The organism is uncultured Bifidobacterium sp., from assembly GCF_959020155.1.
GTDB lineage: Bacteria > Actinomycetota > Actinomycetes > Actinomycetales > Bifidobacteriaceae > Bifidobacterium.
The window spans coordinates 117,640-141,875 of record NZ_CAUERC010000004.1; the positions used below are offsets into that span (position 1 = coordinate 117,640).

19 protein-coding genes and 1 tRNA gene are annotated in these 24,236 nt (G+C 58.5%); 2 read left to right on the forward strand and 18 right to left on the reverse strand.

Annotated features, from left to right (window positions below):
• Nucleotides 1–159 precede the first annotated feature (159 nt).
• Nucleotides 160–2,607: a glycogen debranching protein GlgX gene (glgX, locus tag Q5H31_RS02545; RefSeq protein WP_033499301.1), complete on the forward strand. Its 2,448-nt coding sequence runs from the start codon at nt 160–162 to the stop codon at nt 2,605–2,607.
• A 249-nt stretch (nt 2,608–2,856) separates the two neighbouring features.
• Here the strand turns inward: glgX and rpsI are convergent, their stop codons facing one another.
• The 8 genes from rpsI to dinB form a co-directional block, all read right to left on the reverse strand.
• A complete protein-coding gene (gene rpsI / locus Q5H31_RS02550) occupies nt 2,857–3,348 on the reverse strand; it encodes a 30S ribosomal protein S9 (RefSeq protein WP_003807930.1) in 492 nt (163 codons plus the stop codon).
• Between the two features lie 20 nt (nt 3,349–3,368).
• The gene (rplM, locus tag Q5H31_RS02555; protein ID WP_204441774.1) at nt 3,369–3,818 is read right to left on the reverse strand and encodes a 50S ribosomal protein L13; all 450 of its coding nucleotides are present in this window, start codon (nt 3,816–3,818) and stop codon (nt 3,369–3,371) included.
• Nucleotides 3,819–4,089: 271 nt separating this feature from the next.
• Nucleotides 4,090–6,252: a 4-alpha-glucanotransferase gene (malQ, locus tag Q5H31_RS02560; RefSeq protein ID WP_302457448.1), complete on the reverse strand. Its 2,163-nt coding sequence runs from the start codon at nt 6,250–6,252 to the stop codon at nt 4,090–4,092.
• Nucleotides 6,253–6,321: 69 nt separating this feature from the next.
• Nucleotides 6,322–6,984 (reverse strand): hypothetical protein, encoded by a 663-nt coding sequence (locus tag Q5H31_RS02565; RefSeq protein WP_033499303.1) that lies wholly within the window; start codon nt 6,982–6,984, stop codon nt 6,322–6,324.
• Nucleotides 6,985–7,029: 45 nt separating this feature from the next.
• Nucleotides 7,030–7,668: a YigZ family protein gene (locus tag Q5H31_RS02570; RefSeq protein WP_003807921.1), complete on the reverse strand. Its 639-nt coding sequence runs from the start codon at nt 7,666–7,668 to the stop codon at nt 7,030–7,032.
• A 59-nt stretch (nt 7,669–7,727) separates the two neighbouring features.
• Nucleotides 7,728–8,717: a D-2-hydroxyacid dehydrogenase family protein gene (locus Q5H31_RS02575; RefSeq protein WP_011742812.1), complete on the reverse strand. Its 990-nt coding sequence runs from the start codon at nt 8,715–8,717 to the stop codon at nt 7,728–7,730.
• Between the two features lie 79 nt (nt 8,718–8,796).
• Complete coding sequence (locus tag Q5H31_RS02580) at nt 8,797–10,197, reverse strand: CapA family protein (RefSeq protein ID WP_181971722.1); 1,401 nt, start codon at nt 10,195–10,197, stop codon at nt 8,797–8,799.
• 5 nt (nt 10,198–10,202) lie between these two features.
• Nucleotides 10,203–11,534 (reverse strand): DNA polymerase IV, encoded by a 1,332-nt coding sequence (dinB, locus tag Q5H31_RS02585; protein WP_055309033.1) that lies wholly within the window; start codon nt 11,532–11,534, stop codon nt 10,203–10,205.
• A 226-nt stretch (nt 11,535–11,760) separates the two neighbouring features.
• Between dinB and Q5H31_RS02590 the strand changes: the two genes are divergently transcribed.
• A tRNA-Ser gene (locus Q5H31_RS02590) sits at nt 11,761–11,848 on the forward strand.
• Between the two features lie 565 nt (nt 11,849–12,413).
• Here the strand turns inward: Q5H31_RS02590 and Q5H31_RS02595 are convergent.
• The 10 genes from Q5H31_RS02595 to Q5H31_RS08210 form a co-directional block, all read right to left on the reverse strand.
• Nucleotides 12,414–13,865: a carboxylesterase/lipase family protein gene (locus Q5H31_RS02595; protein WP_035010116.1), complete on the reverse strand. Its 1,452-nt coding sequence runs from the start codon at nt 13,863–13,865 to the stop codon at nt 12,414–12,416.
• Nucleotides 13,862–15,451, reverse strand: coding sequence for a glycoside hydrolase 43 family protein (locus Q5H31_RS02600; protein ID WP_302457449.1), 1,590 nt, complete (start codon nt 15,449–15,451; stop codon nt 13,862–13,864). The genes Q5H31_RS02595 and Q5H31_RS02600 overlap by 4 nt, the downstream gene beginning before the upstream one ends.
• Complete coding sequence (locus Q5H31_RS02605) at nt 15,448–16,587, reverse strand: glycosyl hydrolase family 8 (RefSeq protein ID WP_302457450.1); 1,140 nt, start codon at nt 16,585–16,587, stop codon at nt 15,448–15,450. Before Q5H31_RS02605 ends, Q5H31_RS02600 begins: the two co-directional genes overlap by 4 nt.
• Nucleotide 16,588: 1 nt before the next feature.
• A complete protein-coding gene (locus Q5H31_RS02610) occupies nt 16,589–18,631 on the reverse strand; it encodes a right-handed parallel beta-helix repeat-containing protein (protein WP_302457451.1) in 2,043 nt (680 codons plus the stop codon).
• Between the two features lie 330 nt (nt 18,632–18,961).
• On the reverse strand, nt 18,962–19,486 hold the full coding sequence (locus tag Q5H31_RS02615; protein ID WP_033499309.1) for a sialate O-acetylesterase: 525 nt from the start codon (nt 19,484–19,486) through the stop codon (nt 18,962–18,964).
• 127 nt (nt 19,487–19,613) lie between these two features.
• Nucleotides 19,614–20,762, reverse strand: coding sequence for a succinyldiaminopimelate transaminase (dapC, locus tag Q5H31_RS02620; protein ID WP_033499310.1), 1,149 nt, complete (start codon nt 20,760–20,762; stop codon nt 19,614–19,616).
• Between the two features lie 199 nt (nt 20,763–20,961).
• On the reverse strand, nt 20,962–21,282 hold the full coding sequence (fdxA, locus tag Q5H31_RS02625; RefSeq protein WP_003807898.1) for a ferredoxin: 321 nt from the start codon (nt 21,280–21,282) through the stop codon (nt 20,962–20,964).
• A gap of 36 nt (nt 21,283–21,318) precedes the next feature.
• Nucleotides 21,319–22,818, reverse strand: a complete 1,500-nt coding sequence (locus tag Q5H31_RS02630; protein WP_038444051.1) for an amino acid permease — start codon at nt 22,816–22,818, stop codon at nt 21,319–21,321.
• 105 nt (nt 22,819–22,923) lie between these two features.
• Nucleotides 22,924–24,123 carry an FAD-binding protein gene (locus tag Q5H31_RS02635; protein ID WP_302457452.1) on the reverse strand — a complete coding sequence of 400 codons (1,200 nt, stop codon included), beginning with the start codon at nt 24,121–24,123 and terminating at the stop codon, nt 22,924–22,926.
• Nucleotides 24,124–24,184: 61 nt separating this feature from the next.
• Nucleotides 24,185–24,236 (reverse strand): 50S ribosomal protein L33 (locus Q5H31_RS08210; RefSeq protein WP_368043755.1); only part of this gene is annotated, 52 nt, incomplete at its 5' end.

The following is a 24,236-nucleotide window of genomic DNA, read 5'->3' on the forward strand; positions in this document are numbered from 1 at the left end:
AGCGTGTCGCGCTTATTTCCAAGGCTTCCGCATCATCGAGACGGCGACAAGAGACAACAATCGCCCATAAAAATCAAAAAGAAATCACATCGAAAACACAACGTCGCGCAACGACCCTCGCTCGAACAATCGACGTATTCCGGCGTTTACAATGGAGACATGAAGAATCCACCCCTGCACCGATACGCAACCCGCCCCGGACTCTACTTCACCGATGACGGTGGTGCGGACGCCGTCGTCCGTTCCGAGACCGCCGATCAAGTGTGGTTCTGCGTGCTCGAACCGCTCAACCAGCCCAGCGCCTTCTACGCCGATGCCGTACGCCTGTTCAACGAGCCTGACGTGTCGTTCATCGAGCAGGCGAAAACACAACGCATCTGCACCAGACGCATCCCCTCGCTGAACCTGCGAGAAACCCTGTTCCATATGGATGGACCGAATTACGGACTATGGTATGTGCACCTTCCCAAAGCTTGGGACGGCATGCAATACGGATACCGCGTCAATGGCCCATGGGATCCAAACCATGGCGTGAGCTTCAATCCATACAAACTGCTGCTCGACCCATACGCCAAAGGCATCGAAGGCAAGATGGAACTCGACCCGGGCGCCTTCGCCTACGAATGCGAGATCAAAAACGGCAAGGTCGCCGGTTCGCCGTTCGGACCGATGAGCACCGTGGACTCTCTGGGACACATGCCTGTTTCCGTGGCCATTGACGACCGCGACATCAACAAGCATATGGGAGAACCATCCCACCCGCATGTGCCATGGAGCAAAACCGTCATCTACGAACTGCACGTCAAAGGATTCACCGCGAACGCCCCATGGCTTCCTCCGGAATTGCGCGGCACCTATGCCGGCCTCGCCCATCCGGCCACGCTCTCCTATCTGCAGGACCTCGGCGTGACATCCATCGAACTGCTGCCCATCCAAGCCAAGCAATCCGAACTGTTCCTGCAGGAACGCAATCGCACGAATTACTGGGGCTATTCCACGCTCGGCTACTTCGCCCCCGAAGCCTCGTACGCCACCAAGCAGGCGCAGGAAGCGGGAGCGGGCGCCGTGCGGCAGGAGGTCATCGACATGGTGAGGGCCATGCATGAGGCCGGTTTCGAGGTCATCATGGACGTGGTGTACAACCACACCTGCGAATCAGGCCCCGAAGGCCCGACCATTTGCTGGCGTGGACTCGACAACCTCGCCTATTACCGACGGACCAAAGACAAGGTCAGTCGCCTGTACGACACGACGGGATGCGGCAATTCGCTTGACTTCACCAACACGCACGTCACCACCTTCGCCGTGGATTCGCTTCGCTACTGGGCCAAGCGAATCGGCATCGACGGCTTCCGCTTCGACCTTGCGGCGACGCTGGCGCGTCTTGACGGCGAATTCACGCGATACCACCCGTTCCTGTACGCGTTGCGCTCCGATCTGCTGCTCGGCAACCTCAAGATGATCATGGAACCGTGGGATTGCGGCCCGAACGGCTGGAGAACGGGACAATTCGGCATCCCCTTCGCGGAATGGAACGACCGCTTCCGCGATTGCACACGCACCTTCTGGCTGACCGATGTGGAACGTGCACGTGGTGGTGAAACCGGCGACATGACCATGCAGTCCATGGCCACGCGCCTATGCGGCTCAGCCGATCTGTTCGCCACCGACCCCGGACGCGGATCGACCGCATCCGTGAACTACGTGGCATGCCACGACGGCTTCACCACCGCCGATCTGACCCAGTATCGGCATAAGCACAACGAAGCCAACGGAGAGAACAACCGGGACGGCAGCGACAACAACCATTCCGTCAATTTCGGACATGAAGGCCCGTGCAGTGATCCGATCATCACACAGCAACGAGAACGGGCCATCATGAACATGCTGGGCACGCTGCTGCTCTCCCTGGGCACGCCGATGCTGCTTGCCGGCGACGAATTCGGCAACTCGCAGAACGGCAACAACAACGCCTACACGCAGGACAATGAGACCACATGGCTGGATTGGGATTGGCTGTACAGCACCGAGCAGACCGCGGAGCTCAAGCTGTTCAACCTCACTTCCCGGCTGATAGCGCTGAGAAAGGCCCGGGACCTCTACAACCATGAGGATTTCTTCACCCGACTGAGCAAAATCGGACTGTTGAAGAAATCCGACCGCGTGCACTGGTTCCTGCCGAACGGAAAGACGCCGCATGATGCGGATTGGACGAATCCCTCGGTCCGATCGTTCGCCATGCAGCTGCTCTCCCCCGACGAGCCAAGCCTGCTCATTCTGGTCAATGGGTCCGACGAGAACGTCAGATTCCATCTGCCCAACGACATCGAATGGGAAATGATCTGGTCCTCGGCGGAAATCGCCGGCGAATATCCCGGACAGGGCACGCAGATCGAGAAGCTGGCCGAGTTCGATGAGGAAGCGGAGGACAAACCTGCCGGGCGATTCCGCAACCATCTGCAGCGTCTCAATACCATGTATTGGCAGATGGATGAGAATGCCGACAGTCTGAACTCCGCTGACGACGGGTTGTCCGAGGACGATCCGACCCTGTGGACGCTGCCGGCTCTGAGCATCAGCGCGATGAAGCAGATTTCGACGGATTGACGCGCAGCGGACGGCGCAACGAATCGGCGCATACATCAATACGCAAACGGCCCATCCGAAACGTCCGGTAACGGGTGGGCCGCGAATGAGGGAGATGCGGATGCTTCATCTGCAACGTCTGCCAGATACGTCCAACACATCTAACGGGCCCATTGCGTCCAACGCATCTAACGCTTGCCCACAATAACGAGGAAACCCCTCGGAGACCATAGGTTTCCGAGGGGTTTCGAATAAAGCTTGCTGTAAGCTTTAGCGCTTCGAGAACTGCGGAGCGCGACGTGCCTTGTGCAGACCAGCCTTCTTGCGTTCCACGACGCGGGCGTCGCGGGTCAGGAAGCCAGCCTTCTTCAGGGCGGCGCGGTTCGCATCACGATCGATAGCGTTCAGAGCGCGGGCAACGCCCAGGCGGATTGCGCCAGCCTGGCCGGTGGTGCCGCCACCGTCAACGAGGACGATAGCGTCGAACTTGCCTTCGAGCTTGAGCAGAACGATCGGGGAGTTGACCTCACGCTGCAGCAGCTTGGCCGGGAAGTACTCTTCCAGGGTGCGACCATTGATGGTCCACTTGCCGGTGCCCGGAACCAGGCGAACACGGGCGACGGCTTCCTTACGACGACCGGTGCCGTAGCCCGGAGCGATGGTGGAAGTACCGGTGCCAGCGCCAGCGTTGGTCTCGGTGGTGTACGAGGTGAGCTCCTCTTCGGTCTCGAGAACCGCGGAGTCGTTGGTGTTTTCAGCCATGTTTCTTATCTCCCTTCGGTTCACTTAGCCTGCTGCGAGACCTGAGCGATCTCGAAAACCTGCGGCTTCATGCCAGCGTACGGATGCTCGGCACCGCGAACGATGTGGAGACGATCCAGCTGAACCTTGGCCAGACGGTTCTTCGGCAGCATGCCCTTGATGGCAGACTTGATGATGCGCTCGGGGTTGGTCTTGAGCAGCTGGGCGTAGCTATCGCGACGCAGGCCACCCGGACGACCGGAGTGCATGTACAGTTCCTTGCCCAACTTGTTGCCGGTCAGAGCGATCTTGTCGGCGTTGAGGATGATCACGTGGTTGCCGGAATCGGCGTGCGGAGCGTAGGTCGGCTTGTTCTTGCCACGCAGCAGGATGGCTGCCTGGGAGGCGAGACGGCCGAGCACCACGTCGGTGGCGTCGATGACGTACCAGTCGTGAGTCAGATCAGCTGGCTTCGGAGTGAAAGTTTTCACGATGTACCTTTTCTATATATTGTGTTCCGGACCATCCATCAGCATTACACGCGTTGGTTGGGCGCGGAATAATGCCGTTTTTCAGGTCTCATTATCCGTGGGCTCCCTGAAAGTCCTCGATGGCGAGTGGGAAAAGCGCTTTGAAGGACCCCGTAGGGAAACACAACAGTCTACTAGTATATCGCCTGCCTTGACATTCGGCAACACGAAAAACAAGGGTGTCCGCAGACCGTCGGACCTGTGGACACCCCATGGAATCGCCTATAGAAGATCAGCCACGCATGATGGCGGTGATCTCCTGCAGACGCGGTTCGTCGAAGAGCTTTTCGAGCGGCACCACGTTGCCTTCGCCATCGGCCAGCGGAATACGCCAATTCGGATACTCGTTATTGGTGCCCGGCTGGTTCTGCGTGCGCTTCTCACCGACCGCGTCGACGATGGAGGCGGCCATGAGCTTGCAGGGCGAACCTTTCAGACCACGGTACAGCGCGTCGACAATCTCGTTTTCGTTGGCGGCTTCGTCATCCAGAGCAGCCTTGTCGAGATAGCCCTCCTCGACCAGCATGTTCAGCATGGCATTGTGCTCGGCGGTTGCGGACTTCTGGAATTCCTCCACCGGACCGGACAGCAGGCCGAGCTGCTCACGCAACTTGACGTGGCCATATTCGAGGTAACCGGCCGCCGGAGGCATGTCATGCGTATTGACGGACGCCAGTGCGTACGGACGCCAATCCTTCGGAGTGCGGAACACACCGTCCATCTGTTCGAACCATTCCACGGCACAGCCGAGAATGCCATGTTCGGACAGCGACTTGGACACATAGGCCGGCACGACACCCAGATCCTCGCCGACAACCACGCCACCAGCGCGGGAAGCCTCAAGCGCGAGAATGCCGAGCATGACATCGGAATCGTAATGCACATATGTGCCATCAGTGGCGGGCTTGCCTTCCGGAATCCACCATAGGCGGAACAGACCAAGGATATGATCGATACGCACCGCACCGGCATTGGCGAACATGTCATGCACCATATCCCGGTACACCTTGAATCCGGTCTGTTCGAGGGCGATCGGGTTAAGCGGCGGCTGGCTCCAATCCTGGCCCTGCTGGTTGAACATGTCCGGCGGGGCACCGACCGTGGCGCCCTTGGCGAAGCGTTCCGGATTCCACCACACATCGGATCCTGCCGGATGCACGCCGACGGCCATATCCGCGACGATGCCGATCTTCATACCGGCCTTGCGGGCGGCCTGCTGCGCCGCGTGCAACTGATCGGTGGCGACCCACTCAAGCCAGCGGTAGAACTCAAGGGTGTCCGGGAACTTCTCACGCAACTGCGCGACTTCTTCGGAATCACGGTTGTATTTGCGCACCCAATTATCGGCGTCGTCGGAGGGAGCTCCCCACTTGTCGTAGCACAGGCACCAGGTGGCGTAGGATTCGATCTCGTCTCCGCATTCGGCGAGGTAACGGTCGAATTCGGCCTGGCGAGCCTTGGTTCGGCCGGCCTTGTAGATGACCCACAGCGCATGCTTCTTGACGCGCCACATGGCGTCGCGATCGATCAGCCGCGCGTCGTCATTCAGCGATTCGACCTGCTCGTGCAGCGCATCGACTTCAGCCCTGTCCTCGTGGGACAGCGTGAGATATTCCGGCATGGACTCCGGACGGATGTAGCTGAAATTGATGAAACGGCGGGAAATCGGCAGATACGGCGATGGCGTCAGCGGAGGCACCGGCTCCGCGGCGTGCATCGGGTTGATAAGCATGAAGTCGGAGCCGGTCTTCTTTTTGGCCTCGACCAGCATGGTCTTCAGATCTTCGAAGTCTCCCACGCCCCAGGATCCCTTGGAACGGATGGAGTACAGCTGGCTCATCCACCCCCACAGGGAGCCGTTCTTCATATCATCGAGCAGTTCGATTTTCTCAGGAGCGCTGATAACGGTTGCAGTCTCCGTCTCGCTGCCGACAGTGACCTCGAGGGTGTGATAGCCTTCGGGCAGATCGGCGGGCAGGACGAGATACGACGTGAAGAAGAAGCTGCCATTGATCTCATGGGCGATTTTCTCACCGCCCTCATGGGAGATTTTGCCCGTGAATTGCTTGCCGTTTTCCAGCGTGATGGAGGCTTCCGGCACATCGAACATGCCGCCGTGCACCTCCACCTTGCTTTCCTTGCCCACGATATGCAGCACGGTGGGAGCCACCACGCGCGTTTCGCGTTCGGACTTGATGGATGTGATGGACTGGTTGATCGCCTCATCGTTGGAAGCGTCAATACCAAGCGCCTTGAGCACCGCCACTAGAACATCGTCTTCGATTTCGTGGTAATCATGGCTCATACCGACGTAGCTGGTGGCGACACCCACCAGCTTTGCCAGACGAATGAGCGGACGGGCGAGACGCGTTGCGTTTTCGGTCTGTTCTGTCATGGTTCCCAGTCTAGGACCAAAACATGCGCACCACGCGCAGGAATCTCATAAAAATGACAACGTATGCAATTATTTTTCCGCAAGCTGCCGTTGAGCGGCCTTCTGCACGTCGCTTGAAGCGTCCTGCGCCAACTGCTGGAGCATCCGATCGGAAACATTCGGATTCAAGGCGACGGCCCTGCGCACCATGGTCGCAAGCACCACCGGAGCGTCCGGTTCGACCTGCGTTCCCAACGAGCCCAGGAAATCAAGCGTGTCGGAATCCATGGTGGAATCTTCGGCGCCTTCAAGACGCATTTTCCAAGACGTACGTTTGTTGCGCAGCGCGGTGGCACGCACTTCGGGCGACTCATCCTTGGTCAGTCGGCCCACCAGCCAGTTCTTGTCATCGGCGTTTCCCGCAACGGCTTTGCGTACTTCAGGAGACTCGTCGGTGGAAAGCTTGACCAGAATGTTCGGGAACGGCATGGTTTCGGCAAGGAAGACGCGGTCCTCCACCGGCGTATGCGCGTTGCCAGCCACAGCCTCAAGCAATGCGGTGGCACGGGAGAACGCCGCCTGGTCGCTCCGGTCCGGCAGCGGACGTCTGGCGAACTCGCTTAATGCGGTGGAATCAGTGGAATGCCGGAGCCGCTCGTATGTGGCGGTCAACGGCTCGAAATCCACGGTCTCATCGGCGTTCGAGGCGTCGGCCTGCGGATCATTCTCATGCTGCTCGTTCTCATCACTCATATTTTCACCTTACGACACTATATGCATGCGGCTCACAACGTGAACTCATACTTTGACCGGACGGTTGGACGTGCCCACCAGTTGCGGAACGACCGTGGCGTTGAAAGTTTCCACAACTCGGGATTCGAAGACATTCGCCTGTTCCTGCGGAACCACCACAGTCAAGGCGATGCGGTCAGTGTACTGCGCGTCGGTCTGCTCGCCTTCCACCGTTGATAACAGATTCTGGAAGCTGCCCAACTGCGGATAATCAAGAGTTACCTGATATTCGCCGCACGGTACGATTTTCGCCTTGGAAGCAGCCTTGACCGCAATTGACGCACCTGTGGAATACGCACGGATCAGGCCGCCGGAACCAAGCAGGATACCGCCGAAATACCGTGTGACCGCGACCACGCAATCAGTCATTTCGTTTGCCCGCAGCACGTCGAGAATGGGCTTGCCGGCGGTTCCGGACGGCTCGCCATCATCGCTCATGCGTTCCGCAAGACGTCCATCGGATCCACCACACACCGCGGCATAGGCGACATGCCGGGCTTTCGGATGCTGGTCACGGATCGTCTGAACGAAAGCGAGCGCCTCATCCAACGAGCTGATATGACAGGCGTCTCCGATGAATTCCGATTTCTTTTCGACGAAGGCGTCGTGCGCCGGCCGATCGGCGGAATCGAGTATGGTCTGCATGCTGTTCAACCTACCTAACCTCACCGACCGCGCGCATATGCTGCTTCCTGGTTATTTTTTCAGACGACGACGTTGAATTCCTCCCCCTTGAAGAAGGCGGCGATGGATTGGACCACCTGCTTGGTCATGCCGATATACGCGCCGTCGGTGCGCCATGCGATGTGCGGGGTGAGCACGATGCCGGGAATCTTGCACAAAGGATCGTCGGCGGCAAGCGGCTCATGATCGAACACGTCCAAGGCCGCCGGAATGTCTCCGCGTTGAAGTCTTGCGAGCAGTGCGCCGGGTTCGATGACTTCGGCGCGGGCGGTGTTGACGAACAGGGTTCCCGGACGCAACGCGTCGAGGTTCTTCGCCGTGATGATGCCACGGGTGGAGTCAAGCAACGGCATATGCACGCTGACCACGTCTGAATTCGAGATCAACTCGTTCATGTCTTCCACCGGAGTGACATTCAGGTTCTCGAACACCTGTGCCGGCACGTGGGAGTTCCACGCGGATACTTTCATGCCGAAAGCGTTGGCGATGCCGGCCACGGTCTGCCCGATGCCGCCGAGTCCGATGATGCCGAGCTTCTTGCCGAACAGTTCGAAACCGTCGGCACCGTCCCAATCGCCTTGCTTGACCTGCATATCAAGCGCTCCGGCGTGCCTGGTCAGTTCCATGAGCAACGCCATGGCGTGCTCGGCGACGGCGTGATCGCCGTAATGCAGCACGTTGCAGACGCGGATGCCGCGTTCCTTGGTTTTCTCAAGATTGATGTAGCTGGCGACGCCGGTGCCTCCGAACGCATAGCACTTGGCGTCGAGCCTGTCGAGGATGGCATCGGCGCAGTGGAATCCGATGACCATGACGGCGTCGGCATCCTTGCAGCGTTCCACGATGGTGTCCTCGTCCAGTGTGAAATCCTCGTACATCCGCACGCGGGCCACGTTTTCGAGCATCGTGAAGTTCTGTTTGAACGGTCCGATCATCGATTCGATGACCACCGGCATGACCACCAGCGGCAAGTCGGTGCGGTCCGGCTGGGTCTCGAAAACTCCATCCATTTCTTTCACCTCACATCACGAGCGGAAACGCTCCATACAGGTCGATTAACGAATACGAGGCATATTCTGCCACGGGAAACTACTTTCCAGATGAACCAGCTTGTTCTGCGGTGATGTTCCATTCGCGAACCACGTTCTGGTCCGCGCCCATGGAATAGATCACGTTCCAGATACGTTGTCTCTGATTGGCATCTTCTGTTTCGTTCCAACAGGCTCCATCCGGATGGTCGTCCGAAATCGGACACCACTGGTATTGGCCTTGACGCACATTGGCCGTCGGCACCCAATCGATGCGATTGACCCGCCATGAGCCGGCCACGCCTTTCTTGCCGGCGAATTGGACGCGGGCCGTCACGCCTTGGTTGTTGACCTCGTTGCCTGGAATGTAGGACGTGACCGTCACCGCGTTGCCCAGACCGTAGATGATCCATGTGCCGTTGTAGTTCTCAACGGGCTGCGCGCAGTGGCATCCGGCACCGTAGATGACGTCGAACGCACCGGTGTCGGCCAGCTCATGCGCTTCGGACTGCTGCCACGAGTCGGCGTAGTCAAGATATTCTTGCACGGAATGCATGGCGATGGCCACCACGTCGGCGCCTTGTTTACGGGCCTCTTTGGCTTTGGCCACGGCTTTGTCGATGTCGGCCTGATGGTTCGGATCGCCGCTCTCGCGCAGACGGTCGACGCGCCAATCATAATCGGGGGTTTGCGCGTTCAGGGACACGGTACCGGCGATCAGGCCCAGTTTGCCGCCACCGGTCGGAGAATCGATGACCAGCGGTTTGGTAGAGTCTTCCTCGGTCTTGTAGGAGCCCGTCTGGGCGATGCCGTCCTGGTCGAGGGTATCCCACAGGCGTGTGATGCCATCCGCGCCTTGATCCCACGAATGGTTCGACGCATGCGTGCATGCGCGATACCCCACCTTGGCGGCCGCGTCGGCGACCTCCGAGGGAATGTTGAACACCGGATACCCGGTGTAGGGGCCACCGCGAGGCGCGATCGGCGTTTCGAATTCGCACACCGCGATATCGGAGGCATCGATGTACTTGCGCATCGGTTCGAACAGACTGGTGAAGTCATAGGCCGTACCGTCCGTCGCCGCGGTATTGGGACCGGCGAAGTTGTCCCACAGACCAGGGTGGAACAGCAGATCGCCATTGACCATCATGGCGATGCAATCGGTATCCGGACAGTCCGGCGAATTGCCGTGATGTTCCTTTGGCTCGGCCTTTTTCACCACATGCTTTTTCTGCTTGGCCACGTCCATCTGCGTTGTGGCCCCCTGCCCGGCTTGGGACTGTGATGAACGCAAGCACTGCGCCAGGAACCACCCACCTACCGCCAGCAATACAACAAGCACGACGGCTGCGACGATGGCCAGCCTGCGACGCCCTGCAACCAGCACTTCCGGGTTGCGGGCATGCACCGCCTTGTCCCTGTATCTCATGGCACTCCCCCTGTTTCTTCTCATGCTCCACATCACTCTCAATGTTCAAGATTACCTGATGGCCCCGCACGCCATATGCCAAGACGCACGCTTCCTTTACCGTATTTGAGCCGTACCGCGTCTAATGCCGCTTCCGCACCGCGTAGCCGTTCCGATTGGGTCGACGGTTCGGTATCCGTTCCACGACCCCGCTGCGCCTCGTTCTGCTCTTCAAGCATGTCATCAAGCGAAAGCTGAACCGCCGCATCCGCCGCTTCGACCAAACCGCCCGCGCTCATGCCGGCAAGTCGCACCGGTCTGGTCAAGGAAATGGCGTCGATAGAGCTTTCCGGCATGCCCATCATGGCCAGCAATAATGCGACACATTGCGGATACAGCATGCTTGCCGCATCCGTCGGACAGTCCAGCGTATGTCCTTTCGTCGCATAGCTCAAATCCGGGAATCGCAGCTTCACCATGACCTTACGCGCCATCAACCCTCGTCTGCGCAGCGTGCCGGCCACATCATCGCAACACCAGCGGAGCATGGATGTCACCTGCCGCATGTCTTGGGTGTCCTTGTCGAACGTGCGTTCCGCGCCGACGGATTTCTCCTGCGCACGCGGTGCGACAGGGCGGTCATCCAATCCGCGTGCCGCCATGTACAACCCGCGCGCGCTGATGGCTGACCCCGTCGCCTGCTCAAGCGATTCCATGCTCATCTTCGCCAAGTCAGCCACGGAATCAACGCCCCATGCGTTCAGTCGTTTCTCCAAGGACGGACCGATGCCAGGTATGCCACGCAACGGCATCATCTGCACGAATTCGGCATGTCTGGCCACGGGGATCATGAGCATGCCATCCGGTTTGGCATTGGTCGAAGCCATTTTGGCGACAAGCTTGTTCGCCGCGATGCCGACGGAACAGGTGATGTGGTACCGTCTGGCGACCTGATCGCGTATCCAAGCTCCGATGGCGCGGGGACTCTTCCACCGCAGCAGCGCGCCGGAGACGTCCATATAGCATTCATCCACGGAAACCTGTTCGATGCGATCGGTGACGCGGGAGAACACCTCTGTGAAGATACGTCGGGACATCTCACGGTAGTAGTGGATGTCCACCGGCAGAAAGACGCCGTTCGGGCATAGTTTTCTTGCCCGGGAGCTTGCCATCGCCGAATTGATGCCGTATTTGCGTGCCTCATAGTTCGCCGCGGACACCACGGAACGGTTGCCGATGCCGATGATTACCGGTTTGTCGGCGTATTCCGGATGCCGCGCCACTTCGAGGGATGCGAAAAAAGCGTCCATGTCGATATGCAGCACCGTGCATCCGACCTCATCGTGACCCCAGTCACGTTTGGCCGCTGCGATTCTTGGTGCTGTGCTCATGATTCCATGATAGACAACGATTCGGCAGTTTTGGAACAAATGTTCGAATATGGCGAAACCTGCGGGCATACCGGCGTGTCGCATATCAATGAGACCGCTCGACACGGCTCACGAGTTCGAGTCCCACTGACATCACCACACGTTTTTCTCTCATTTTTTCACAATATGGTGTTTCGCACGCGGATAGATGCTATAGTTACATGCTGTTGCGTCGTAACGCAACAGTGGAGTCATGCCTGAGTGGCCGATAGGGGCACCCTGCTAAGGTGTTAGTCGTGTTTAGCGGCTCGAGGGTTCGAATCCCTCTGACTCCGCCTTGAGGGTTTTCGGAGAAATCCGGAAGCCCTTTTTTCATGCCAAAACGGCGGAATACCAACGATTTCAAAACATACGGCGCAAACAGAGAATGTACGGAAATGTACGCCAATGCCAACATTTCCGGTACCCAGCAAGGTACCCGAGTTGGGTACCCAACAAGACAGCCGACGACTGCACTGCAAATAGGCCATCGTGTCGGCAATGGTCATGAGCGGGGGGTTCAGTCTTCCTCATAATCACCCCCGTTCACGCTCACCGCAACGTCCAACAATTGAGACGCCACATCCGACGGAATCCACGCAGACACGCCCCTATACGGCGAAACGTCCGGCCTAGAACACTTCAAACAGCTCCTAGCCTGCACAACGCCGAACAGGGTCTTTAATGGCCCGAGCCTCCGCGAGACGCCACCGACGAACCAGACGACAGAAACGGTGAAAAGTCGGATAATCAGTCTCGAAATCCTCCTGCACGCGCAACGGCAAATCATTATGCGGCAGGGACGATCCGCAAAGACCGTCCCTGTTTACATATCAGTATGTATACATCAACGGCATGCCGTCACATGCCGAATGCTTTTCGATCCGTTTCGGTAAGCCAATCCGTCCGCATGCCCGGTTCTTGGCACAAATGCATGGCGGGGCATTCCTCACCGATGCAAGGATCCCATACAGGAAGCGGCGTTCCGTCACGGTCCGTTCCGTTGGGATCGCCATTGGCGGCAAAATTGGTCCAGTACAGCCCCATTCGCCTTGCCAGATCGTAATGCCATCCAACGAACGGACGCCAGCATTTCGCAAGGCTTCCAAAGGAGAACCACAGATCGGATGAGTGGAAGGCTCCGGCATCATCCCCCGGCATAGCGACATCGAAATGATAGTAGTATGGCGCGGTCCCACCGCTTGCGGTCCATTTGCGGATCAGCGTGAGATTGCCGAGCTGGCCGACATGCACAGGCTTCCCATCTTCAGTCGAAGCGATGAACTCATTGGTCGTGTTGCCGACCAGCATGTCGACGTTGTTGGCCTTGCAGCCCTCGACGATACGCTCCTCCTGATCGGGAAGGAACAGGCCGTCCACGCATGGCGCCCAATTGACGATCATCGACCAGTCATCTTCACGTCCGCTGTCCGGTGGAACAGGCAGGGACTCGGCGGCTTCCAATACCGTTCGGGCCGGGATTGCACGGGCCTGCTCCAGCGTGGAGACACCCAATGCTTCGAACAGACGGATTCCGTTGGCCTGCGCATGCTCCAGCGTGTCCTGCCGCGCATTGAAATGCCCTAGGCCTGCGCCGGATTGCATGATGGCTTTCTGAAACAGGCCATGATTCATCGGCGAGCAGATCTGGGCCAAGACGCTGGCGGCACCGGCCGATTGACCGAAAACCGTGATGTTTTCCGGATCTCCGCCGAACTTCGCGATGTTTTCCTTCACCCATTGGATTCCGGCACGCTGATCCAGGAATCCGAAATTCGCATATGGTTCGCCGTCGCCGCGTTCTACGGCCTCCTCATGCAGCAAAGGGTGCGTCATAAACCCAAATGCATTCAGACGATAGGCCACACTGACCACAACGACGCCGTTCGCGGCGAGATGTGTGCCGTCGAATTCCTTTTCAAATGTGCCGCCGCATTGATAGGCTCCGCCGTAGATCCAGACCATGACCGGCAGCTTTTCGGAGGCTACCATGCTATCCGCGCCATATCCGCGTAATGCCGGAGTCCAAATATTCAGGTAGAGGCAATCCTCGCTCATCGGCACGGCCGGATCGGTGCCCCATTCACGATCATAGAAATCATCGGAGGCACCCGGCGTCGGCTGCATCGCGGTAGGCCCGAAATCGAAGGCTTGCAGCACACCATCCCATGGCAGGGCCGGCTGCGGCGCACGCCAGCGCAGACTGCCGACGGGAGGCTGGGCGAACGGGACCCCTCGGAACACGGTGATGCCCTGATCTTCAGCCGCCAAGCCTTCGACAGTTCCCTGCGCCACTATGGCCTGTCGCTTCATCGCCCTCCTTCCTTCGTATTCGGCGTCGAATACGCAAAGTCGTAAAAATCGGCGATTCCACCGGTCTCTTTTGTCGAATACAGGAACAATCCGATACGGCAACCTGTGAAATGATCCATTTTGAAGACCATCCGGTGCGCTGTCCCCAATGGGCGCCATTCGGATTCCGGCATATCCGCATCGCGGTAGAAGAACGTCACTTCATCCTTGCAATCGGTGAAATCATATACCGCGCGCAGGCGCATGCAATCCGCATCCGCCATGATTTCCGCATCCGTTACGGCTGGACTGTCCCAATCATTGTCGGAGAAGATGGAATCGTCATTCACCGGCTTGTATTGGACGGTCAGCATCGTGCGGCCGTTCCTTCGCGTAAGCGCGATGTAGGAATAGCATCCTTGGAACGCCGCCAATCCGGCGAAGTCGCCATCATGCAATGTCGACGCGTCGACGGTGACTTCGGCCACCGTCACCGGCCCCATCGTGCGCTGCGTCAGCGTGTTCCATGCATGATTGAGATTCGAGCTGATGCGTCCGGAATGCAGGCGGAATGCTCCCGGACGTTCCGTCAGTGACCAGTATTCGTCATGTGTGATGTGATTGAACTGCCAGTATGGCTGCAGACAGTTGGCATCGACTCCGCCTTCAGCGTTATGCCGGGCTATGAATTCGCTGCCGTTGATGGGCGCGACAGGTTCGGCACAGCTTGCAGCCGGCACGCTGACCGAATGCGGCACTTTGCCGTTCTCGCCGATGACGGGGAATCCGTCCTCGCCGAACCGCATCGGCATCAGTGTCGGCACGCGTCCCACACCGCCGCGGTCCTGCATCATGAATGCATACCAGTCGCCGTCCGGAGTGTCCACCATACCGCCTTGCGCGACTCCGTAACCGTGGAAGGACAGGTCGTCGTCGATAATTTCACGCGCTTCGAAAGCGCCATCCAAGGATTCGGCTATCAAGCAGGCTTCTGTTTTGCCCTTGTCTTGCGGGAAGTGACAGGTGAAGACGTAATAGCGTCCATCATGCTTGTATAGGTGACTGCCCTCATAACCAAGGTCAGCCTGCGGATCGTCCTGTGCGATGACCCGGTCGAGCCCACCCGGCATCGGCCCGCTTAATTCAGGATTCAACTCCGTGATGCGCAATGTCGACTGCCCATGTACGACATAGGCTCGATCATCGTCGTCAAAGAACAGTCCGCTGTCGTGGTAGAAGCCGTCAAGCTCACGCTTTCGCCATGGGCCGCATGGATCGTCCGCCGTCAGCAGATAGCTGGTATGCGTATCGTTGGCGGCGAACAACACATACCAGGTGCCCCGATGGTAACGCAGTGACGGCGCCCACATGCCTCGACCGTAGGCGTTGGCACCTTCACATTCCAAACGTTCTTCAGGGGTATCCGCCACGATATTCAATGCGTGCGCAATGAATTCCCAATGCACTAGGTCATAGCTGCGCAGAATATCGCACCCGGGTGTGAAATGCATAGTCGTAGTGGCCATGTAATACACGTCTCCGACCCGGATGATGTCTGGATCAGGAAAATCCGTGTAGACCGTAGGATTAGTTGAGGTAATCATCATTCATACCGATACTTTCCGCTCAACGCCAGCATGGCGAAAGCATAGAGGAAATTGTCATAGTAACGACGCGTGCCGGTTCGCATCGGCGTATTCCACAGCATGCGCACCCATTCACGGGCATTATGTTCCGCGTCGGGCTGGGCCGAATGCACCGCCGCAAGTGAGCCTTGCGCGGTCGCGGCCAGGAATCCGACCGGATGAAGCACGACCTCGTCCACGGCGGTGCCGTCGATGGCGTAGACGCTAGTACGGTCGTGGGTCAGGAAGAATCGCTGCAGCGCGGCGACGCGGTCGCACAGCACTTCCTGCGGACCGTTCCAGACTGCATCCAGTCCGATATTCGCCGCGGTACGGTAGGCGTCGGAATAGAAATGCCAATGATTGGACTCGTCGACATGCGGCTTTCCGTCATAATCCGCGTATTCAGCGTTCATGCCGGTCCGCTCGTCGCAGGCCGCCTGCAGATAGCGACGGCTTGCGGCGGCTGCCTCATGCCAAAATGGACGGTCTTCTTCGTCGGCTTCTTCGGCGAATACTTCATAGAAGTGCGGCAGATGGTAGGACGGATCGCTCCACTCGGTTTCCGGAATGAACTTGATGAGCTTGTTGTCGGGATTCCACATGGGCTCGCCGTCGTAGCGTTCGCCCTTATGAACGCAATATCTCAAGATCTCGCGTCCCCATGCGGAATATTCGTAGATATCCTCGCCATCACCCCAGCGACGGGAGGCGAGGAACAGGTCCATCGCGAAATATTCCTCGCCGTCAGGTGCAGGACCATTCGAGTTCGGCGTACCGTCCGGCGCGACCGACCATGCGAAATAATGCGCATGATGACCGTCCTTCATGTACATGTGACGCATTACCCAGCCCCATAGCTTGTCGAATACGTCCTTACGGTCGTATTGCAGGGCGATCATCATCGCATAGCTCATACCCTCGGTACGTACATCGTTGTTGCCGGTGTCCATCACATAGGCAAGGCCTTCGTCGTTCTCCCAATAGAATTTGTTCGGACCTTCGAAAATTTCATACCAGACCTGTGACACGCGCCTATCGATGGCGTCCTGGGCATATCCGCACTGTGCGAACATGGACTCGCCCAATGTCTTGCTGGTATCGGTTGCATTTGTCATATCAGTTGTTCCATTCCCAGATTCGGATGCGATTCTCTCCGGAGACAAGACCATTCAACGCCCCGGCTTTGCGTTCCGTTGCGGTCAAGGCTTGTCCCAGCAAGTCGGTGTCTAGCACATAGTCACTGCCATCGGGCTGTTCATAGCGTTCCTCCACGATGCGAGGCACGCCGAGCATATCGCTGGTGACGACCTGCATCCTGATATCGGCGACGGCCTGTGGCACAGTGCACTGCAGATACAGTCCATCGGGTTCTTCGACCAATGTCACCGGCATGGGCTCATCACACGCAACGCTCGTGGAGACGGTGCCGCCGAAGAACGGGGCGTCCTCCTGCATGCGCTCCGAATCGTCGGCCGCACCTTCCTGCTTGTTCAGCCCCTGTGCGCCGGACAGATAGATGTTGCCGCCCGCATATAGAGACTGCAGAGGATTGCGCTCGCCACCACCCTGCGAAGGATCTGCCCACATGGCCCGCTGGCGTTCCAAGTATTCATGCATCGACATCGGGCAATCGCTGTAGGCGGACAAACCATATTCACCGACAGTCGGTTTCACCGGTTGCGGCGCGAACATGTTGTTCAGCCAACGCTCATCGCCGCCGGATACCACAGCGCACCCGGCCACCTCGGTGGTGTGCGGATAGTGATACGGCGTGGAACGGTCGGGGACGGTATGCGGTTCAATGCCGCCACAAATCAGATTGTTGACGAAGGCACCACCTTGCGACCAGTTCTGGAACATCACCGGCGAGGCGAAAACGTTATTGTCCACCAGATACGGCCCATGACTCACTTCAATCATGAGGTCACGGACGTTATCGTGGAACACATTGCGCGTGATGCGTGTGCCCTGCGTCTGCCAATCCATCCACATGCCCAGCGAGCAGTCGTGGATGTTGTTGTTGGCAATGACCGTATCCAATGCGGCATGGAATTTGATGCCAGCGACCTCCCATCCGAAGAATTCACGCTTCAACGCAATGTGATGGACATGGTTATGCTCGATACGGCAGAATGCGCTGCCCATATGTCCGACGATGGCATTCTGTCCACACTCGTAGATGTCGTTGTTGCGTACGATATGACCGCCGATCAGCCCCTTTTCCCAGCCGATGCGACGGGCCTTGAACACGGCCTCCAACTGGTACTGGTAACCGGTCTTGCGCTCGGTTTTCACCCACTCGTTGTCGCCGGATGAGATTTCCTTGCCTAATGACACCGCGGAGAATTTGGCGTCATGCAGCACGTTGTCTTCGATGATCCAGCCATACGACCAGTTCGGACCGATCATGCCCCACTGCTGCGAGGTAGGCGGCGCCCAATCTCCAGTGGCCTGCGCCATTTCAAAGCCACGCACGGTGATGTAGTTGACATGGTTGCGGGAGGGGAAGAAGCATGTGCGACGAACACTGACCTCCACCAGTTCCTCATTCGGATCGGCACCTTGGAAATTCGCCCAGATCGTTGTGGTGCCGGCATTCTCGTCCACTTCGGCATGCCATACATAACGTGTACGGTCCACATCCGGCACAGGGCAGGGAATCTTCAACGCGAAATCCTCATCCGTATCACGCGGTTGCGGATCGTATACGCCTTCCAACGTCGTCGATTCGAAGAAGGAAACACCGTTGAGATACACATCGCCAAGATGTTTGTCCGGATCCTTGCCGAACTTGGGCATTTCCAGCCAGTCACCGAAAATCGGGGTCGCGAATGGATTGAAATCCCCGAACATCGTATTATCAAGCATCACCGTCCACACATGCGGGTGATCGGCCAATTCCGTCCAGCCCTGCACGCATTCCGAGCCTTTGATAACCGGCCGTGCTTCGCCTTCGGCTCCGCAGTAGGTGATGCGCTCATGTTCACTCAGACCGCCGCGTTTCGGATCGACTTGTTCGCGGTATACGCCTTCATGCACGATTACCGTGTCCCCCGGAGAGGCCATCTGCGCGGCCTTGGAAATCGTGGCGAACGGATGCTCCGCGTCGCCGCACGCAGCATCGTTGCCGGTTGGTTTGACATGGTATTCAAACTTCATTGCTGCATCTCCTTATTCAATATCGGATGTGGGAATACAGAAGTCTTTCTCCTTTGGCGACATGCACGAACACACATCTTCATGTTTCGTAAATGCTTTAGCATTTCAGTCAAAGCACTGTTTGATTATATGGTTTAACTTTCAAGAAAGTCAAATCGCTTAACTAAATACTTAAAATTGTTGTTGCGAAAGTTCTATATGCAACTATTTACGAAACTCTCGAATAGATTTAAGTATTCCAAACGCAGGAAATCACAGACTTCCGCCCAAACACGATTAACTGCGAAAACTATTTACGCTGCCCCCGGCAATAGCGTTATCATCGATGCTTCATTGGCTGACAAACTGACACTGTACTGGGGAGAGCTCTCTCACTGCGCCACTCGCACGCCCGGTTCCGTTACCGCCATAGCAATCGTACCGACGAGCCTTCACCCGATATATCGAGCCTCCCGGCTCCAAGATGTCAAAAGGCACGTCGCCTGTGCAGACCAATCCCCCTCCCGTATGGGTGAAGGAGATCTCAATGCCGTCATCCTTGTGAATCACCATGACAGGAAGCGGCCCCATCGGCTCGCGATCACGTCCATAAACCAACGACTCGGCAGCCGTTGCCAAGCGCTGCGCGACATGGCGCTTATCCAAAGGATGCAGGTCATTATCCTCTCCATATCCGATCGTCACCACCATCGCCGTGTTCCACAACGTCAAAGCGCGCCGTTGTTCATCACGCAGCCTTGGCCAATCGCAATCGGGTTCCAAAGTATAGTTCGGCAATTGGGCGAATATGAATGGTAGTTCCGGACGCTTGAGTAGCGCACGCCACTCCTGGATCAGCGACATCAACAGCTGCACATAGCCATAAGACGCATGGGCGTTGGACTCCCTCTGACTCCGCCATAATGAAGGACCTCCGAGCGAATCGGAGGTCCTTTTTGTTTTCAACGCTTTCGTTCGTCAAAAGGCCATCGTCAGCAAACCGTCAACGTGCCAATCGTTCCGCGGCGGAGGCGATCGCCGCATCACTGGCCGTAGCCGAGAATCGCAAGTATTCCGGCGCTCCGTAGAACTCGCCGGGGCTGGCGACGATGCCGATTTCGGCAAGCTGGCGCAGATCCTCCCAGCAGTCGCCGGACTTGGCTTTCACCCACACGTACAACGCGCCTTGCGGCATGTCGGTGCAGTATCCGTATGCGCGCAGAGCACTCACCAGCATGCCCAGACGCTCCTGGTAACGAGAATGCTGGGTCTTGACCGCGTCGAAGTCACGCAGCCCGGCGGCCATCGCAGCCTGCACCGGTCCGGGAATGATCTGCCCGATCTGTTTGCGGTATGCCGCCATCGGCCCGATCAGCGATTGATCGCCAGCGATAAGCGCCGTACGATACCCGGCCATGTTGCTTTGCTTACTCAGCGAATACAGCACCAATACGCCTTCGGCGGACCCGCCACACACATCGGCGCGCAAGGCGCACGGCGTGGAGGCAAGTGTATCCGCATCCGCTTCCGCAACGTCGTCTTCCCATTGCATCAACGCATAGCATTCATCGGACAGCACCACGGCACCAATCGCGCGCGCGGCACGCACAATACCGGCCATCTGTTCCGCGGACAGCACCTCACCGGTCGGATTGCACGGCGAATTGACCCAAACGGCCTTGACGCCCGGCACATCCTTCCAGGAATCCGCATCCGCCACGTCGTCGACCTTCAGCGTTTGCGCGCCGGCCAACTGCGTGCCGATCTCGTACGTCGGATACGACACCTTCGGCTGCACGACGACATCGCCCTCGCCGAAATGCAGCAGCGACGCCATCAACGCGACGCCTTCCTTGGAACCGACCGTCGGCACCGCATCGGCGCCGATCGCACGCAAATCGACATTGCGGGCGGCCGCGAACCACTCGTGAATGGCGTCACGCAAATCGGCGGTGCCGGCCGTGACGGGATATCCGTACGCGTTCGGGTCGTTCGACGAGATGGCGAGCGCCTTGCGCACCGAATCGGGCACGGGGTCGACGGGAGATCCGACGGACAGGTCGATCATGCCGCCGAACGCGGCTTTCGCCGTGCGCTTGTAGGATGCGATGCGCGACCAATCGTACGGTGACGAAAATTCATGAAAACCCATCCGTAAGGCTCCTTTTCAAGCGGAAATCACAACCATGTTCCAGCATACGGCAATCGACGTGCCGGCACATGCAACCGTTCCATACAAAAACCGGTTTGCCGCTGACGTGTGCAAACGTCAGCGGCAAACCGGTTAAAATCGACCGCGAATATTCCGCTTTACGCGCAATACGGACGGCGGACGCATCAGCAAGACATGCTCACTGGTTCTGCGGCGGCAGGGCCGCGACCTGTTCCGGATCCTTGCCGATCGGACCGGCTGCGGAAGCGCCACCCAAATCGCCGACTTCGGCGAAGAAGCTGACGGCGGCGTCCTTGTACCAAGCCCACTCGTCCGGCAGGTCATCCTCGTAGAAGATGGCTTCGGTCGGGCACACCGGCTCGCATGCGCCGCAATCCACGCATTCGTTCGGATTGATGTACAGGGAACGGGAGCCTTCGTAGATGCAATCGACCGGGCACTCGTCCACACAGGCCTTGTCTTTGACGTCCACACACGGCTGGGCAACAACGTACGGCATGCTTACCTCCTCAACAACAACGTGTACTGTTCCAGATTACTCTTGCGCGGCAACTTCGAGTTCGCCGGCACCGAGACGGGCATGACGGTAGCCATAGCCGAAGTAGATGGCGAAGCCGACGATGAGCCAGACCACGAAACGGATCCAAGTGAGCACGCTCAGGTTGACCATCAGCCACAGGTTGGCGAGCGCAATCAGGATCGGCACCCACGGGTTGCCCGGAATCTTGAAGGAACGTTCCAGGTCGGGGCGCTTCTTGCGCATGATCGGAATGGAAATCGCCACCAGCGTGAACGCCGACAGCGTGCCGATGTTCACCATGTCGGACAGGATGCCGACATTGCAGCAGGCAGCGATCAGCGCCATGACCACGCCGACGATGATCTGCAGGCGCACCGGAGTGCCATGCTTGCCGGTATGGCTCAGACCGCGAGGCAGCAGACCGTCACGGCTCATGGCGAACACCACTCGCGTCAGACCCAGCAGCAGCACCATGACCACGGTGGCCATGCCGATGACGATGCCGAGGCTGATGATCTTCGCGGCCCAGTCGGCGCCGACCATCTTGAACGCGACGGCCAGTGACGGATCGGACTGTTTGGCAAGGTCCTTATAGGAGACCATGCCCGTGGTGACGATGGCCACGAGGGTGTACAGCACGATGATCAGGCCGAGGCCCACGCCGATGCCCAGCGGCACGTTCTTCTTGGGGTTGATGGTCTCTTCGGAAGCGGTGGCCACGACGTCGAAGCCGAGGAAAGCGAAGAACACGAGTGCCGCGCCGGAGATGATGCCGGTCACGCCATAAATGCTGGGGGCCATGCCTGTGGCCCACTGCCACAGCGGCTGTTCCATAACCGCGGAGACGCCGGAGCCGTCGGTGGATGCTGCGGGTTCGCTCGGCGGAATGAACGGGGTGAAGTTTTCGGCCTTGATGTAGAAGAAGCCGACGACCACGATGAACACGACGATGGCGATCTTCAAAATGGTGAGCGCGCCGTCCACGCGGGCGCCGATCTTGGTGCCCATCACCAGCAGCGCGGTGAAGAAGGCGACGATGATGACCGGAGCCAGGTCGAAGTTGAACGAGCCGATGGCGATGTTGGTGTTGATGTTCCAGCCGATCAGCTCGAAGAACTGGTTGAGGTACACGCCCCAGTATTTGGAGACGACCGAACCGGCCATGAGCATTTCAAGGATCAGATCCCAGCCAATCACCCATGCCACGATCTCGCCGACGGTGGTGTAGGTGAAGGTGTAGGCGGAACCCGCCACTGGAATCATGGAGGCGAATTCGGCGTAGCACATCACGGCGGCGCCGCACACGACGCCTGCGATCAGGAAGCTCAGCACCACCGCCGGACCGGCATGGAAGGCAGCCGCCTGCGCGCCGATGGAGAAGATGCCTGCGCCCACGGCAACGGCCACACCCATGATGGCAAGATCCCACCAGGTCAGATCGCGTTTGAGCGCATGGCCGGACTCACCTGTTTCAGCCAGCGTCTGTTCGACGGATTTCTTGCGAAATACGTTCATGTCTCGTCCTTCTCTTCTTTCCGCCCGCGCGGTTTCACGCTCCACCTTCTAGAGCACAAGGCGCAAGTATAAGTCGTTTTCGTCACATTGACGGCGTGCGTGACGCTATTTAAGATTCATGCCGATGACGACCGGCTCGGGCACCAGTCGGATGCCGAACGCGGCCTCGACGCCGTCCTGCACGGCTTTGGCGAGGCGGGCGATATCTTCGGCTGATGCTCCCCCACGATTGGTCAACGCCAACGTATGCAGCGTGGACAGGCCAGCCGGAGCGTTTTCGTTGATTTTGAACCCCTTATGGAAGCCGGCATGGTCGATGAGCCAGGCCGCGGAAGTCTTGACGCCCTGCCCGCCGCCCGGCAATGCCGCGTCGAAGCGCGGCGCGTCTTCGGGAAGCGTCTCGGCCTGCTGTGGCGTGAGAATCGGGTTCATGAAGAAGCTGCCGCAGCTATGGCGGTTGAAGTCCGGACCGTCATCGCCGTTCTGCTTGGATTGCGATTCAAGAGCGACATCGACCAGATTCGTCTTCTTGGTGCCCTGCATGGCCGGCGACGCATAGCGATGCGCGTCTTCCAGCATGCCTTTAGCCGCACGCACCTTCAGCACCGCGTTGCGGATGTCCGCGGTGTTCATGCGATCGCCCACGGCGACATCCAACGCCTTGGCGAGCTGACCGTAACCGACCACGCCCGTATCGCTGTGCCGCAACGCGAACGTGACGGACAGCACCACGTATCGCGGCGTCGGGAAAAATTCCGCGGCCGGAGTCGCCGGAACGCTGTACATGCTGGCTTTCAGCGCGCTCATGCGGTAGCCGAAGGCGAGCTGATCGTTGCGCAACGCCTTTACCGCACGTTCCTTGCGGTCCCAAACCTCGACGCTGTCGACGCTGGTGGCGACCTCCTGACCGTACGCGCCGATGTTCTGCACGACCGACGCGCCAACGGTGCCGGGGATGCCGGACAAGCCTTCGACGCCTTCCAGTCCAAGTCGGACGCAGTAATCGACGAAATCATCCCAGTTGCAGCCGGCTTCGGCGTTCACGTGGACGACACGCCCATCATCCTCGACCGGAGCCGCCTCATCCAACACGCCGATGGAGCGTCTCGCATCGCGGACCACCACGCCTTCGAACGGCGTGTCGGATACGAGCATGTTGGATCCGCCGCCGATCACGCACAATGGCAGTCCTTGGGAATCGGCTTCCTCAACGGCCTCGATGACGCCGACGCGCGTGGTCGGCTCCAGGAAAGTGGCGATAGGACCGCCCACGCCGATGGTGGTGAGATCTGCAAAACTAGTCATAACGCTCCAGAGTAACAAAAAACCCGACCAAATTGGTCGGGTTTCGAAAGCTTGATTCCGCTCAGCGGGTCTCGCGATGCACGGTCTGCTTGCCGCAGCGGGAGCAGAACTTC